Below are 14,609 nucleotides of genomic sequence, written 5' to 3'. Positions count from 1 at the left end.
AAGGTCACTCGCAGCGGCCATCTGGGCCGCAGGTGGGCCCGTCTTTGACGGTGAGTACTATCTTTGGGTTTTCAGCCCGCCATTCGGTAAACGACTTCTCCAATGTTTGCAGAAACACCTCCGGTGGCTGGGCCCCCGATACGGCGTACTTGCGGTTGAATACAAAGAAAGGTACACCCCGCACACCGATGTTTCGGGCCTCGCTGATGTCCCGGGCCACCTCGTCGGCATAACGGTCGCTCTCCAGTACTCCGGTGATGTCTGCCTCAGCTAAACCCACCGCCTTGCCCAGGGCTATGAGCACATCGGGGCTATTGATGTCTTTGCCGTCGGTAAAATGTGCCTGAAATAGGCTTTCTTTCATCGCGTTGGCAACCCCTTTGGTTTGCGCAAGGTGTATTAAGCGGTGTGCATCGAACGAATTGGCCACGACGGCCCGTTCGAAATCGAGCACCACACCGGCCCGGGTACCTGTCTGTGCCACACCGGCCGTCATTTGCTCTGCCTCCACCAAACTCATCCCTTTGGTCTCGGCCAAGTATTGGAGGGTGTTTTTATAGTGGTGCTCACGCGGGATGTGGGGGTCAAGCTGGTAGCTCTTCCATACCGTTTCGATGGCATCGGCATCATCGAACTGAGCTAGTGCTTTTTCCAGGTGCTTCTTGCCGATATAGCAAAAGGGGCACATGATGTCCGACCAAATTTCGATCTTCATTTTATTTGATGTTGTTTTTTAATTTTTCTGTCAATATGCACTTGCTTCATCCAATAAGGCCACTTGTTCGCTGGTCAGCTTGAGGTTTGCTGAAGCGACCAAGTCCTGGAGCTGCTTCTCGTTCGTTGCGCTGGCGATAGGCGTGGTTACGGCCGGCTTATGCAGTTGCCATGCCAGCGCGAGCTGTGCCGCCGGGGCACCCGTTTCGGCCGAAACACGGTCGAGCGCTTTCAGGATGCGGAAGCCCCGTTCATTGAGGTATTTTTTCATGCCGGCACCGCGGGGACTTTTACCGAAGTCGGCTTCGCCACGGTATTTGCCGCTTAAGAAGCCGCTGGCCAACGCGTAATAGGTGATGGCGGCCAAGCCTTCTGCCTCTACAGCAGGGAGGTATTCGGTTTCGAATGTTTCCCGTTCGTACAGGTTATAAAGTGGTTGCAGGCCGATGTAGCCCTGCAGTCCGTTCTCGGCCGCAAACCGATTTGACTGGATGATGCGGTCGGCCGACAGGTTGGACGCACCGAGGTAGCGCACTTTCCCGCTTTTGACTAATGCATTGAAAGCTTCCATCGTTTCATCCACCGGCGTGTCGGGATCGTCATAGTGGCTTTGGTACAGGTCGATATAATCCGTTTGCAATCGCTTCAATGAGGCGTCGACGGCTTTGTGAATATAGCCGGCACTGAGTCCCTTGTTCCCATTGCCCATATCACCTCCTAATTTCGTTGCGATGACCAGGTCATCGCGTTTGCCGCGCTGTTTTAGCCATTGACCGATGATGGTCTCCGACTCGCCCCCTTTGTTGCCGGGTACCCAAGTTGAGTACGTGTCGGCCGTATCGATAAAGTTGAAGCCTGCATCTACGAAGGCATCCAGTATATGAAATGATTGTTGCTGGTCTAGTGTCCAGCCAAATACGTTGCCGCCGAAAGCAATCGGCGCAACTTGTAAATCGGATTTCCCTAATGTTCGTTTTGTTGCCATGATATTCTTGTATTACAGCTGTAAACGTTTATTGTTTCTTTACAGCCCGTAAAAAAGTGAATTGACTGATGCGTCATGCAATCTGCGATAAGAATAACGACTTCGGCATACGTACCTTTTTTTGGTTTACCAGCCAATCGTTCTCGGAGTCGCGGTAGCCCAGTGGTAACAGCGTTACACTTTTCAGTCCCTGTTGTGGCAGGCCCAGCAACTCGTCGAGCGCAGCATTGTCAAACCCTTCCATCGGTGTGGCATCTACCTGTAGTTCCGCCGCGGCAGCAATGGCGAGCCCGAACGAAATGTAAGCCTGGCGTGCCGCATGCTCGAAATTCTGTGTTGCCGTGCGGCTCCCGAACATGCTTTTGAGGCGGTTGCTATACCCTTCGAATGTGTCAGCCGGTACCCCGCGCTCTGCGGCGGTATGGGCAAATACGCTATCAATCCGCTCCGGCGTGTAGTTGTCCCACGCAGCAAACACCAGCAGATGTGAGCTATCGATGATCTGGCTTTGATTGTTTGCTATCGGGTGGATTTTCGCTTTTACCTCGCGGTTGGTAACCACGATGATTTTGAACGGCTGGAGGCCCGATGAGGTCGGCGCCAATTGTGCGGCATCCAGGATTTTGTCGACCTTGTCCTGTGGGACCGGCTCCCCGTTCATTTTTTTGGTGGCATAACGCCAGTTCAGCGCATCTAGTAATTGCATGTGTTCTATTCTAAAGTTATACGAAAAGATAAAAAATAAATATTGTTTCGATTTCAGGTGAGCAACGCCTTGATGAACCCTTGTACGGCGTCGTCGAGCGTACGGCGTGCCATTTGCGGTCCGCCCGGGGCCGCAATCATGGTCATAGCTACAAGGCCGTGTAGTATCGACCAAAAGGTGGTCGCTTTCAGGTGGATATCTACTTCATGGTCCGCCGCCGATTTGACAGCGTCGTCAATAGCCGAATGCAGCAGCGCGCTCACCTGCCCGATCTCGGGGATATCGCGAATCATCTGGCAGGTAGGGATCCCAAGGCCATACATGATCTGGTAATGTTTGGGGTGCTCCTGTGCGAATTGCCAGTAAGCTTCCGAAATGGCTTCCAGTCGGCGGGCAGGTGAAGTTTGTGACGCCTGTGCTTCCGTTAAAGCATCGGCCAGCCGCGAATAGCCCTCGCGCGAGAACGCTTCGAGTATGGCATCCTTGCTTTCGAAATGCTTGTAAACCACCGGCGTACTGTATTCGATAGCGTCGGCTATTTTGCGGATAGACAGCGCCTCCCAACCTTCCTCTTCAACAATCTGCCACGATTGTTCGAGGATGGTGGCCCGCACTTCTTCGAGCTGGCGCTGCTTACGTTCTGCTATTCCCATTTCTAACGGTGTGATTAAAAACTAACACTGTCAGCAAAAATAACTATTGAAACCCGAAATTGCTTTGATTCAATGAAAAAACGACAATAAGATGACGGTAAAAGATGTAAATAGATTTGTCGGGTGCAGTATGCGACAATTTGGCGAAAGTATGTTAACTTTGGAACATGTCATTAATAGAAACAACTTCATCATCCAAAACACAAGAATTTATTGATAAAGAACTGCAATACAGCGCCCACAATTACCATCCGTTGCCCGTTGTATTGGAACGGGGAGAGGGGGTGTACCTGTGGGACGTGGACGGTAAGCGTTATTACGACTTTCTGTCGGGGTATTCGGCCGTAAACCAGGGACATTGCCACCCCAAGATCATAGGGGCGTTGATTGAGCAGGCACAAAAGCTTACGCTGACATCACGCGCATTCCATAGCGATCTGTTGGGTGAGTATGCCGAATACATCACCGCATATTTCGGTTACGACAAAGTATTGCCAATGAATAGTGGTGTTGAGGCGGTTGAAACCGGGCTCAAGCTGGCACGCCGTTGGGGGTACGACAAGAAGGGCATCGGTGCCAACCGTGCCAAGATCATTACGGTAGCGGGCAACTTCCACGGGCGCACGCTCAACGTCGTCTCCTTTAGTACCGACCCGTCATCGCGCGATGGTTTCGGTCCGTTTATGCCGGGTTACAAAGTGATCCCATACAATGATTTGGCCGCGTTGGAGGAGGCGCTGGCGGATCCAGATGTTGCCGGATTCCTGGTTGAGCCTATCCAGGGCGAAGCAGGTGTATATGTGCCGGACGATGGCTACTTGGCCAGCGCATACGCGTTGTGCCGGCAAGCCAACGTGCTATTCATCGGCGATGAAATACAGACCGGATTGGCCCGGACGGGCAAAATGCTGGCGTGCGACCATGAAGGTGTGCGACCCGATATCCTGATCTTAGGCAAGGCATTGAGTGGCGGTACCTTGCCCATATCGGCAGTACTGGCCGACGATGATGTGATGCTATGCATCAAGCCCGGTGAACACGGCTCGACCTACGGTGGGAACCCCCTGGCCTGCAAAGTGGCCATTGCATCCCTAGAAGTGATCAAGGAGGAAAAACTCACAGAACGGGCCGCTGAATTGGGGAGCTATTTCCGGGATCAGGTACGGGCACTGAATCACCCGGCTATCAAGGAAATCAGGGGCAAAGGATTACTCAATGCCATCGTTATCGACCACCATGACCCCGATGCGGCGTGGCAGCTTTGCCTGGCGCTTAAAGAGAACGGGATGCTGGCAAAGCCAACACATGGGGATAAAATCCGTTTCGCACCGCCATTGGTCATCACCAAAGATCAGTTGGATGCCTGCATCCATATTATAGAGACTAGTTTGAAGGTACTGGAATAACAAATATCATTTTCTGTAGAAAACCTTTGGAACGGGAAGATATTATGCTTATATTCGGCCTAGGTTTAGGTTGATAGTCCCCAATCCCATGGGGACGACATCTTTTCCCGGGAAGATGATTAAATCCCCGCCCCATTTTTCGATAAGTGGGCCGGGGTTTTTTTATGGGAAATGATTATCTTCGTTTTTTGTTACCAGATGAATAAACCAGATTGATTATGGCAAATTTCCAACTGAACCGTCGAAAATTCATACAAGGTACCGGCGCGGCACTCACATTATCAGCACTGCAGCACCGGGTAGCGGTTGCCGGCTATGCGCCTGATAAAACAATCCGGGTTGGCCTGATCGGAGCGGGGTGGTATGGGAAGAGCGATCTCTTCAGACTTATCCAGGTGCGGGAGGTAGAGGTGGTAGCCATTTGCGATGTGGATAGGAACCATCTGGAAGAAGCCGGGAAACTGGTCAGCAAACGCCAAGTGTCGGGCAAGGTGCCGGCATTGTATGCTGACTACCGGAAGATGCTGGCCGATCACCGTTTCGACCTTGTCCTTATCGGTACACCCGACCACTGGCATGCACGGCAGGCTATCGACGCCTTGGCGGCCGGAGCCCACCTCTACCTGCAGAAGCCTGTTAGCGTAGATGTGTTGGAGGGCGAGGCTATCGTCAGTGCGGCACGTCGGTATAACCGGAAAGTGCAGGTAGGCACGCAGCGGCGGAGTACGCCCCACCTGATCGATGCGAAAGAGCGGATAATTGATAGCGGGATGCTGGGCAAGGTCTCTCATGTGGAGATGTGCTGCTATTACCACATGCGGCGGAACGGCAACCCGCCCGTGGAGCCTGTTCCCGATTTCCTGGACTACGACATGTGGACGGGCCCGGCACCCCTGAGGCCCTACGACGGTTTGCCGCACGGAAGCTGGTGGCGGACCTTCATGGAATACGGTAACGGCATTACAGGAGATATGTGCGTGCATATGTTCGATACGGTGCGGTGGCTGCTGAAGCTCGGCTGGCCGAAGCGGGTCAGCGCCACCGGTGGCATCTACGTGCAGAAAGGGGGGAAGTCTACCATTGCCGATACCCAGACTGCCGTTTTCGAATACGATGAGTTGAATTGCGTATGGCAGCACCGTACCTGGGGAACCCCCACGGACCCCGAATATCCCTGGGCATTTATCATCTATGGCGATAAGGGAACGCTGAAAGGAAGTGTGATGAAGTATGAGTTTATCCCCGTGGGTAACGGCGACCGGATAACGAGGGACGTGGTGTACGAACGGGAAGAATTCCCGGAGGACTTAGAAGAGCCGCGCATCGAGCTGCATACCGCCCCAGCCACGCGGCAGCACATGCTGAACCTGCTATCCGCCATCGAGAACGGCCATTTGCCGGTGGCCGATGTGGAAGAAGGACACATATCGTCGGCCAGCTGCATACTCGCCAATCTGTCGATGCAATTGAACCGCCCCCTTTCATACGATCCGAAGCAAAAAGTATGTATCGGCGATCCGGAGGCCACCGCACTGTTGAAAAGGCCTTACCGGGCACCATGGCAGCATCCGGGGGCATAGGAACGGTATGGATTTGTTTAACCAAGCCTTCGATAAACATAGCAATTGGCTTCCGTACGACGGAACCGTCAATTATTATGGCAGGCTATTGCCCGAGCTGCAAGCAGACCACTACTTCAACCGATTGCTCGGAACGATTGAGTGGAATAATGATGAGGCTGTTATTTTCGGGAAGAAGATTATCACCAAGCGGAAGGTGGCATGGTATGGCGATAAACCCTATGAATATACCTATTCCAACACCACGAAACGCGCATTGCCGTGGACGGCGGATTTGCTGGAATTGAAAGTATTGATAGAAAAGGAGACGGGCGAGTGTTTCAACTCCTGCTTACTCAACCTGTACCACTCGGGAGAAGAAGGGATGGCTTGGCATAGCGATGGCGAAGCAGACCTAAAAAGAAATGGCGCAATCGGCTCGTTGAGTTTCGGCGCGGAACGGAAATTTGCGTTTAAACATAAGCGGAGCAAAGAGAAAATCGAACTCGTTTTAGCACATGGGAGCCTGTTGGTGATGAAAGGTACCACACAGACCCATTGGCTCCACCGGTTACCACCGACGAAGAAAATAACAAGGCCACGGATAAATCTTACTTTCCGTACAATGATTGACGGTTAATACGTTTGATTGGAATAAGGTGTGTTTTTGGTTGTATCCGCTGAAAAAAATTGTATATTGCCGATACAATTAAGAAACGCCGCCTCATTATTCAAGAGACACAATTTAACTACAAGACATGGAAGAAAAACATATTGTTAAGATCCTGTCCGTTGAACAGGATACACACGATGTAAAACGGTTCCGCTTAGAAAAACCGAGTGGTTATTCGTTTATCCCCGGACAGGCCACCGAGGTAACAATCAATAAGGAGGGCTGGCTGGATAAGCGCAACCCCTTTACCTTCACCTCGCTCAACGCGTGGGATTTCCTGGAGTTTACCATCAAGATATATGATGAGCACCAAGATGTTACCCATCAGTTGGGGCTGCTGGAGCCGGGGGATGAGCTGATCCTGCATGATGTGTGGGGGGCTATCCAATATAAAGGTGAGGGAACCTTTATTGCCGGTGGGGCCGGTGTCACGCCATTCATCGCCATTTTCCGGCAGCTCCATGAAGATAAGACTATCGGAGCGAATAAGCTGCTGTGCTCCAACAAAACCGTGGCGGATATCATCCTCAAAGACGAGTTTACGGATATGTTGGGCGAAAACTTCATCAACACCATCACTGCCGAAAACGCCGCGGGTTATGACCATGGCCGTATTGATGAAGCTTACCTGAAGGAGAAAATCCGCGATTTCAACCAGCAGTTCTATGTCTGCGGGCCCGATGAGATGATAGCCGCCATACAACAGGCGTTGGGAAATCTCGGTGCTTCGGCGATTACGGTGGAGCTGTAGACACTTGGTTCCGGGCTGTCAGCCGTTGCTTGCAGCCCGGAAATAAGGATTTTTATCAATTCATCAACCATTCCTTGATGACCTTTTCGTTTTTCTCCGATAGTAGGTAAAATACATACCTCCGGACCTATCAACTCATTGGATGAGACAAGAGCATTGAGCCGGGAAGAGATGGGATTAACGATATCATATTTGCAAAAAACTGATAAAAAAGGTATATGAAAACTACAGCATTATTATTAGGACTGTCTATCGTACTGATGGTGGCCTGCAAAAAGGACAAAGGTGAAATAGATAACGGGAATAACAAAAAGCTGACGGATATCGTGCCACAGGCCTACCTGGATGAGGCGGTAGCCATGGGATTTAAGCTGTATACAGGGGATAATCCACCTCATGTCGCCGGCGACTATCTATTGGCGCCATGGCGGACGGATAACAGCAATAATACTTCGGATCACATCAATAGCAACACGAGTAGTGCGATAGGCTATGTTAGCGAGAAAGGTTTTACGCTGAACGTTGCATACGCCGACAACGGGGGAGGGCTGTTTGTGGGTTTCACAGGATACTTCCAGGGGGAAAGTGAGCAGACGGCACCTTTTATTATAGGCTCCGGCAACAACTTCACGATCTGCCGCCACCGCTATGGAATGGGCGGGAGCGGAGGCAATTCGAGTTTCCCTTATGTGTTCCTTATATCCGGTACAGTGGATGGCAACGTGCTGAGAAACGTACAAATGGCAAGTATCCGATTGAAAAGCACGTCGCCCGCGGCAGTGGATGAGCAAGTAGGCCTAATAACGATATACTCCGACACGGATGGCGTATCGCCACTCCAATGATATTCTTCGATTTTAGTGCTGCACAATGCGGTTTTGGGTGATGCGTTGATTGGGTTGATCGTAATTTGCCAGAATTTGGCATTCGTTCACATGATGGTTATAAGTCTACAGAAAAGGGTTCTGTATTTTAAGTTTCTTTTCTATAATCTGCCCGTTATGCAAATCTTCTGAGTACAATACTTTACAGTCTGACTCAAGTGCAGCACTGATAATAAGGCTATCATAAAAAGAAAAGCCATATCTGTCCGCTATATTGATTGCGCCTTTTATCGTTTCTGGATTGTTTACAAAAACATGGTTATTTGCGCAACATTCATCAATTGCCTTTATTGCACTATTTAAGGGTAATTTAAATTTCCGGGTGAGTGTGTTGGTCAGTTCGGTTAATACCTGCGTGCTGATGTGAGAATCGGTTTCGGAAATAAGGTTACGCACTATTTCTTGCTTTTCCTTTTCTGATACGGAATAGGAGTAGACCAAAATATTCGTATCTAAAAAGACCTTATCGCTTATTAGCCTCGTCTCGGTCAAACTTAAAGCCCACGGTATCGATCGCAATTGCGTCGAAAGTAACCGTCTTTTTTGCGGGCTTGGAAGACTGCTGAGAATCTTTACGGAAACGCAATAACTTCAATTGCTCCAAATCACGCAGAAGGTTCATCGCTTTGTCATTCAAAATTTCCAATGTTACCATTCTCATACCAGCAAATTTACGAAAGATGACTTGTTAATCAAAATATGTTCGCTATCACTCATTCGGGTCATACTCCGGATTTCGCTGGAAACGGATAAGCTTGTTGGTTTCGTCCGGTTCGAGTTTGACGAGCTTGCCTTCGTTATATAGGTCTTCCAGCTGTGCGGAAAAGTAATTATCTTCTTTGTAATCTTCCGGCTGAAAAAAGGAGTTATAATATTCAGTGGAGCGTTTTATCCAACGCGTGGACAATCTCCACGTCCAATCTTCACCAAAATATTATCAAGAAATCTGCCTGATTGAGGTAAAGAAATTGAACTAATTCAGACTATTTTTTTACCTAAATATCAAGTTATCAATGAAGCAAAATTTACGCTTATGGGGCTCGTATGGCCTCAAGCAAATACAATCTATAAATTTCGCCAAGGGTCGGTCATGCTCATCTGACCCCGCGGAGAAAGCCAATCAGTACTCACTTTTTAGACGGTGGATACTACGTGTATAAAGGTAGCTGATAGATATATCGATAGAACAACTGCCGTGTCGGATACGGCTTCGGGACCGCTCCGAGACCGCTCCCAGACTGCTGCGGTGGTCTTGGGGATGTGGGGGCTTTCCCCTAGGATTCCGCGTGCTGTTTTACAGCAGCGAGGCAGCAAGGGGGTGGCCGGAGTACAGCACGAAGGTTCGACCATGATGCGGAGCCTTTCGGGTACCGGTACGCCTGTCGGTGAAGTGCAAACGGAAGCACCACGCCTTGCTGACGGCGGTCACGGGAAAGCCTGCCCAATCTCGTGCTCCAGCCCACCTTCCCTTACTCTTCCTTCGGGGCCTATCCCCATATGTCCCGCATATATCTCGGTAAAAAGCCCAAAACGCGGCACCATAGCGAAGGGTAAGCGGATGCATAGTGGGAGAAAGGCACTTTCGAATAGGGAAAGGGTAGGGTATGGATCGGACTGGGGTCGNATATCTCGGTAAAAAGCCCAAAACGCGGCACCATAGCGAAGGGTAAGCGGATGCATAGTGGGAGAAAGGCACTTTCGAATAGGGAAAGGGTAGGGTATGGATCGGACTGGGGTCGTGCTGGAGACCGCTTCGGGTCGGCTTCGGAGGTAAGTTTACGCTCCATGCTGCCTTGTACTGCGCTTAGACTGGCGGCGCCAAACGGAGTCCAGTCGGAGCGCAATATAGGCCCGGTCGAAGTCCAAACCAGGTACCCAAGCCATCCCGAAGGCGATCCGGTAAGAAGAGGGAGCGCGAAGCGTCCATTAACCGCTCGGGATTGGTTTGAATATAGCAAGGTATTGGTTCGGCAGTTGTTCGCCACTGCTTCGGCATTTTCCCGAAGCGTTGCCGAAGGCTTCCCGAAGGCCAGTCGAACACTTGTCGAAGCGCTCTCGAAGGATTGTCGAACAAGTCTCGAACAGCAGTCGAACAACTGTCGAAGAAATATCGAAGAGTCATGTGTTTGTACCCATGCGATGGCTCCAGCCCGTAGCGGGCTGGGCCTCATTGGTGTCTACAACGACATTCACTTAATGAAGCGTTGCTTGTTCTCTTCCCACCAGCGTTTTTTAGATTCGTCAGCAAGCAGGTTGGCCTGTTCTTCCGTCGCCTTGCTTGATTTGACTGCCTCTTTATACTTGAAATAATTGACAATACGTTGCAAACCTCGGATGTCGGTGTCTACCGGCAAACGGAAAATGATTTCTTTGTCTGTACGCTCGATAACCATAACAGAACAAAGATGACGAAATTAAGGCCTAATATCAAAATGTCGTTTTACGCATTTGAGGCTTCACCCAAAATGAAGCCATTCGCTACGCTCATTTCTTTTTTCTGTTTAACCGGCTTCGCTCAAGCGCACTTGGGATTGACGTCAAGGGATTGGCTGCGCCGCACGGCCCCGCACGCAAAGGCCGCAGCCATCCCGAGTGGGGGAGGCTTCACCCAAAATGAAGCCATTCGCTACGCTCATTTCCTTTTTCATTTTCTGCTTTTGTCTGAGCAAGCTCACAAAAGCCTGAAAACGAAAAAACCCGGCTATTGCCGGGCTTCATTTTGGGTGGCGGAGAGAGTGGGATTCGAACCCACGGTACCTTGCGATACACACGCTTTCCAAGCGTGCTCCTTCAGCCACTCGGACACCTCTCCAGATGGGTTGCAAAAGTAAGCGTTTATTTTAGTATTTCAAATGTAAATATAAACGCGGTGGCCGACATGTAACCTACTGGTATCCCAACAACCTCAGCACTTGCTTGCTGTTCTGCTCCTCACCGAACACCTCAAAGTTGAATGTTTCGTCGCGGTTGCGACGGATCAACACATGTTTGGGCGACGGTAGCAGGCAATGGTGGATGCCACCATATCCGCTGAGTACTTCCTGGTAAGCGCCGGTATGGAAGAAACCCAGGTATTGCAGCTTGCGTGTTTTGGGCATGAATACACTGTTCACATGCGCCTCCTGGCTGTAGTAATCCTGCCCATCGCAAGTGATCCCGCCGAGGTTCACACGTTCGTATTCAGCATCCCAATTGTTGATCGGTACCAGAACGTACTTCTGGTTGAGCGCCCAGACATCGGGCAGGTTGGTGATGAACGATCCATCGAGCATCAGCCACTTTTCGCGGTCGTTCTGCTGTTTTCGGCCAATTACCTTGTACAGGATACCGGATGCCTCGGCCACCGTGTATTTGCCAAACTCGGTGATGATATCAGGCTCCATCACGTCATGCACCGCACAGATCTGCTTGATGCGGTTCACGATTTCATTGACCATGTACTCGTAGTCGAAGTCGTGAACCAATGAATCCTTGAAAGGCATGCCACCACCGATATCGAGCGTATCCAGGTCGGGGTTGATTTTCTTGAACTTGCAATAAAGCGTGACGTATTTCTCCAGCTCATTCCAGTAGTATGGAGTGTCCGAAATCCCCGAGTTGATGAAAAAGTGTAACAACTTAACCCGGAATGCCGGGTTCGGAGCGATTTTGTTGTTGTAGAAATCAAGGATATCCTCTATCCGGATACCCAGGCGCGATGTGTAAAATGGCGAATCCGGCTGCTCCTCCGCTGCAATCCGGATACCCAGGTTGCACGGTACGTCCAACTCCACCTCGTCGTCGTAAATATTGAACTCCTCTTTGTTGTCCAATACGGGAATGATGTTCTTGAAGCCGTCGTGCAACATATCAAGGATATACTGCTTGTACTGATAGGTTTTGAACCCGTTGCAGATTACCGTGATGTCTTTGGTCACCGCGCCCTTTTTCTCCAGCGCGTCGATCATCGGCATATCGAAGGCCGATGAGGTCTCCAAGTGGATGTCGTTTTTTAGGGCCTCTTCCACCACATGCTTGAAGTGCGAGCTTTTTGTGCAATAGCAGTATTTGTACGAACCCCGGTAATTGTGCTTCAGGATGGCCGTTTGGAATAAAATCTTGGCCTGCTGAATTTTCTTGCTGATGATGGGCAGGTAGGTAAACCGGAGCGGCGTACCATACGTCTCGATCATCTCCATCAGGTTAAGGTCGTGGAAGTACAATTCGTCATCGATGATTTCAAACCCATCTTGTGGAAAACCCACGCTAAGGTCAAGAAACTCCTGATAGCTCTGCATCTCTTTTATGTTTTTCTTCTAATCCAAATACTAAATTTGTCGCCGCCAATGCGGCGAATTAGACTAACATCCGTTTGCATATAATAGGGCGTTTGTCTAAGTTTGGCAAAGATATGTTTTCGGTATGAATACACCAGTATAAAAAATGTTATCTACTGTAAATTTGTTGTTCATTATACCGATGCTAAAAAATTAATGCTTAAACACTTACATGGCAAGTACAATACAACAGCAACTCACCTACCATACGAAGCAAGCAGTTAAGGAAATATATGGGGCCGATTTGCCCGACAACCAGATAACCATACAGGAAACGCGGAAAGAATTCGATGGGCAACTCACCGTCGTGGTTTTCCCGATCACCCGTTTCTCCAGGAAGTCGCCCGAAGCAACCGGAAATGATATCGGCGCTTACCTACTCAGGCAGCTGCCCGAGCTTACCGCATTCAATACCATCAAGGGGTTTTTGAACCTCAGCTTGTCTGACGCGTATTGGACCTCGTTGTTTACAACAGCGGTGATGCACGAAAAGTTTGGCCGATTTCCAGCCAATGGCCATAAACTCATGGTCGAATACTCATCACCAAACACGAACAAACCCCTCCACCTGGGCCACATACGCAACAACTTATTGGGGTACTCGGTGGCGTCGATCCTAGCAGCTTATGGCTACGAGGTGATCAAAGCCAACCTTGTAAACGACCGCGGTATCCACATCTGCAAGTCGATGCTGGCTTGGCAGCGCTGGGGGAATGGTGAGACCCCCGGCACCAGCGGCATGAAAGGCGACCACCTTGTGGGTAAATATTATGTGCTGTTCGATAAGGAATACAAGAAGGAGATCGATGAGCTGAGGGCGCATGGGCATACTGAGGACGACGCGAAAAAGCAGGCCCCGATAATCCGTGAGGCGCAGCAGATGCTGCAACGCTGGGAGGCAGGCGATGAGGAGGTAATCGCACTGTGGAAAACGATGAATGGCTGGGTATACGATGGGTTTGCACAGACCTACGGGCGCCTGGGTGTCGATTTCGACAAGTACTACTATGAGTCGGACACTTACTTGTTAGGCAAGGATATCATTCAAGAGGGCCTGGAAAAGGGTGTCTTCTTCCGGAAGCCCGACAATTCGGTTTGGATAGACCTCACGGCCGATGGCCTCGACGAAAAGTTGGTGCTACGTGGCGACGGCACCTCGGTCTATATCACCCAGGACATGGGTACGGCCCAGCTCAAATACGATGATTTCGGCATGGACGAGTCTATCTATGTGGTGGGGAACGAGCAGGACTACCACTTCAAAGTACTGTTCCTCATCTTGGAAAAACTGGGCAAGCCATGGGCGAAGGGGCTCTTCCACCTGTCGTACGGAATGGTCGACCTGCCGTCGGGCAAAATGAAGTCCCGCGAAGGCACGGTGGTTGATGCAGACGACCTGATGGACGAGATGGTGACAACCGCGAGGAAGCGTACGGAAGAACTCGGTAAGACGGAAGGCTTGCCCGAGCCGGAAAAGGCAGCGCTATATGATATCATCGGTATGGGGGCGCTTAAATATTTCTTGCTAAAGGTGGAGCCTAAAAAGCGGCTCCTCTTCGATCCCAATGAGTCTATCGACTTCCAAGGGCATACCGGACCTTTTATCCAATACACACACGCGCGCATCCAATCGGTGCTCACAAAGGGTGGGTACACACAACAGCAAGCAATAGTGGTGCCCGAGGTGCTGACGGAGAGCGAGCGCGACCTTATCCAGTTGTTGAGTAACTATCCCGCTACCGTGGAGGCAGCAGCCAAGGAATTCAGTCCGGCCTATGTGGCAAATTATGGTTATGAAGTGGCCAAACAATACAACAAATTTTATCACGAAGAGACCATCCTGAAGGCATCGGATGAGGCGGTCAGGAACTTCAGGCTCCATCTCTCTGCTACTACCGCTCGCATCATCGCGAGCGCAATGGCGTTGTTGGGTATAGCCGTGCCAGACCGCATGTAACTAAT

At 50.4% G+C, this 14,609-nt stretch carries 15 protein-coding genes and 1 tRNA gene; 6 read left to right on the top strand and 10 right to left on the bottom strand.

Going from position 1 to position 14,609, the window contains the following annotated elements:
- Positions 1–4 precede the first annotated feature (4 nt).
- The 4 genes from NGM62_RS02820 to NGM62_RS02805 all read right to left on the bottom strand — a co-directional run bounded on the left by NGM62_RS02820 (position 5) and on the right by NGM62_RS02805 (position 3,058).
- Positions 5–715 (bottom strand): DsbA family oxidoreductase, encoded by a 711-nt coding sequence (locus NGM62_RS02820; RefSeq protein WP_262245674.1) that lies wholly within the window; start codon positions 713–715, stop codon positions 5–7.
- A gap of 30 nt (positions 716–745) precedes the next feature.
- Positions 746–1,699, bottom strand: a complete 954-nt coding sequence (locus NGM62_RS02815) for an aldo/keto reductase (RefSeq protein ID WP_262245673.1) — start codon at positions 1,697–1,699, stop codon at positions 746–748.
- Positions 1,700–1,772: 73 nt separating this feature from the next.
- Positions 1,773–2,405 carry an NAD(P)H-dependent oxidoreductase gene (locus tag NGM62_RS02810; protein ID WP_262245672.1) on the bottom strand — a complete coding sequence of 211 codons (633 nt, stop codon included), beginning with the start codon at positions 2,403–2,405 and terminating at the stop codon, positions 1,773–1,775.
- 53 nt (positions 2,406–2,458) lie between these two features.
- Complete coding sequence (locus NGM62_RS02805; protein ID WP_262245671.1) at positions 2,459–3,058, bottom strand: TetR/AcrR family transcriptional regulator; 600 nt, start codon at positions 3,056–3,058, stop codon at positions 2,459–2,461.
- Between the two features lie 167 nt (positions 3,059–3,225).
- On the opposite strand from NGM62_RS02805, the gene rocD reads away from it, so the two are divergent.
- From rocD to NGM62_RS02780, 5 genes are all read left to right on the top strand, one after another.
- Complete coding sequence (gene rocD, locus NGM62_RS02800; RefSeq protein WP_262245670.1) at positions 3,226–4,464, top strand: ornithine--oxo-acid transaminase; 1,239 nt, start codon at positions 3,226–3,228, stop codon at positions 4,462–4,464.
- A gap of 218 nt (positions 4,465–4,682) precedes the next feature.
- The gene (locus NGM62_RS02795) at positions 4,683–6,044 is read left to right on the top strand and encodes a Gfo/Idh/MocA family protein (protein WP_262245669.1); all 1,362 of its coding nucleotides are present in this window, start codon (positions 4,683–4,685) and stop codon (positions 6,042–6,044) included.
- A 7-nt stretch (positions 6,045–6,051) separates the two neighbouring features.
- Positions 6,052–6,663, top strand: coding sequence for an alpha-ketoglutarate-dependent dioxygenase AlkB family protein (locus NGM62_RS02790; protein WP_262245668.1), 612 nt, complete (start codon positions 6,052–6,054; stop codon positions 6,661–6,663).
- Between the two features lie 118 nt (positions 6,664–6,781).
- On the top strand, positions 6,782–7,447 hold the full coding sequence (locus NGM62_RS02785) for a flavodoxin reductase (RefSeq protein ID WP_262245667.1): 666 nt from the start codon (positions 6,782–6,784) through the stop codon (positions 7,445–7,447).
- Positions 7,448–7,665: 218 nt separating this feature from the next.
- Positions 7,666–8,292 (top strand): hypothetical protein, encoded by a 627-nt coding sequence (locus NGM62_RS02780; protein ID WP_262245666.1) that lies wholly within the window; start codon positions 7,666–7,668, stop codon positions 8,290–8,292.
- A 105-nt stretch (positions 8,293–8,397) separates the two neighbouring features.
- Here the strand turns inward: NGM62_RS02780 and NGM62_RS02775 are convergent, their stop codons facing one another.
- From NGM62_RS02775 to NGM62_RS02750, 6 genes are all read right to left on the bottom strand, one after another.
- On the bottom strand, positions 8,398–8,823 hold the full coding sequence (locus NGM62_RS02775) for a PIN domain-containing protein (protein WP_262245665.1): 426 nt from the start codon (positions 8,821–8,823) through the stop codon (positions 8,398–8,400).
- Entirely contained in the window at positions 8,795–8,992 is a 198-nt protein-coding gene (locus tag NGM62_RS02770; RefSeq protein ID WP_262245664.1) for a hypothetical protein, read from the bottom strand. The genes NGM62_RS02775 and NGM62_RS02770 overlap by 29 nt, the downstream gene beginning before the upstream one ends.
- 48 nt (positions 8,993–9,040) lie before the next feature.
- The gene (locus NGM62_RS02765; RefSeq protein ID WP_262245663.1) at positions 9,041–9,238 is read right to left on the bottom strand and encodes a hypothetical protein; all 198 of its coding nucleotides are present in this window, start codon (positions 9,236–9,238) and stop codon (positions 9,041–9,043) included.
- Between the two features lie 1,282 nt (positions 9,239–10,520).
- Positions 10,521–10,724 (bottom strand): hypothetical protein, encoded by a 204-nt coding sequence (locus NGM62_RS02760; protein WP_262245662.1) that lies wholly within the window; start codon positions 10,722–10,724, stop codon positions 10,521–10,523.
- A gap of 331 nt (positions 10,725–11,055) precedes the next feature.
- Positions 11,056–11,143: transfer RNA gene (locus NGM62_RS02755), tRNA-Ser, on the bottom strand.
- 73 nt (positions 11,144–11,216) lie between these two features.
- Positions 11,217–12,608 carry an arginine decarboxylase gene (locus NGM62_RS02750; RefSeq protein WP_262245661.1) on the bottom strand — a complete coding sequence of 464 codons (1,392 nt, stop codon included), beginning with the start codon at positions 12,606–12,608 and terminating at the stop codon, positions 11,217–11,219.
- 211 nt (positions 12,609–12,819) lie between these two features.
- On the opposite strand from NGM62_RS02750, the gene argS reads away from it, so the two are divergent.
- The gene (gene argS / locus NGM62_RS02745; RefSeq protein ID WP_262245660.1) at positions 12,820–14,604 is read left to right on the top strand and encodes an arginine--tRNA ligase; all 1,785 of its coding nucleotides are present in this window, start codon (positions 12,820–12,822) and stop codon (positions 14,602–14,604) included.
- Positions 14,605–14,609: the final 5 nt, after the last annotated feature.

Source organism: Parapedobacter soli (assembly GCF_025460835.1).
In the GTDB taxonomy this organism is placed as follows: Bacteria; Bacteroidota; Bacteroidia; order Sphingobacteriales; family Sphingobacteriaceae; genus Parapedobacter; species Parapedobacter soli.
Note: the sequence above shows the minus strand (reverse complement) of the source record. Positions and strands in the feature narration are given on the sequence as shown.

Excerpts from the sequence above, each read along its gene's own strand:
- NGM62_RS02820 (WP_262245674.1), bottom strand. The coding sequence starts at position 715 with ATGAAGATCGAAATTTGGTCGGACATCATGTGCCCCTTTTGCTATATC.
- NGM62_RS02815 (WP_262245673.1), bottom strand. The coding sequence starts at position 1,699 with ATGGCAACAAAACGAACATTAGGGAAATCCGATTTACAAGTTGCGCCG.
- NGM62_RS02810 (WP_262245672.1), bottom strand. The coding sequence starts at position 2,405 with ATGCAATTACTAGATGCGCTGAACTGGCGTTATGCCACCAAAAAAATG.
- NGM62_RS02805 (WP_262245671.1), bottom strand. The coding sequence starts at position 3,058 with ATGGGAATAGCAGAACGTAAGCAGCGCCAGCTCGAAGAAGTGCGGGCC.
- rocD (WP_262245670.1), top strand. The coding sequence starts at position 3,226 with ATGTCATTAATAGAAACAACTTCATCATCCAAAACACAAGAATTTATT.
- NGM62_RS02795 (WP_262245669.1), top strand. The coding sequence starts at position 4,683 with ATGGCAAATTTCCAACTGAACCGTCGAAAATTCATACAAGGTACCGGC.
- NGM62_RS02790 (WP_262245668.1), top strand. The coding sequence starts at position 6,052 with ATGGATTTGTTTAACCAAGCCTTCGATAAACATAGCAATTGGCTTCCG.
- NGM62_RS02785 (WP_262245667.1), top strand. The coding sequence starts at position 6,782 with ATGGAAGAAAAACATATTGTTAAGATCCTGTCCGTTGAACAGGATACA.
- NGM62_RS02780 (WP_262245666.1), top strand. The coding sequence starts at position 7,666 with ATGAAAACTACAGCATTATTATTAGGACTGTCTATCGTACTGATGGTG.
- NGM62_RS02770 (WP_262245664.1), bottom strand. The coding sequence starts at position 8,992 with ATGAGAATGGTAACATTGGAAATTTTGAATGACAAAGCGATGAACCTT.
- NGM62_RS02760 (WP_262245662.1), bottom strand. The coding sequence starts at position 10,724 with ATGGTTATCGAGCGTACAGACAAAGAAATCATTTTCCGTTTGCCGGTA.
- NGM62_RS02750 (WP_262245661.1), bottom strand. The coding sequence starts at position 12,608 with ATGCAGAGCTATCAGGAGTTTCTTGACCTTAGCGTGGGTTTTCCACAA.
- argS (WP_262245660.1), top strand. The coding sequence starts at position 12,820 with ATGGCAAGTACAATACAACAGCAACTCACCTACCATACGAAGCAAGCA.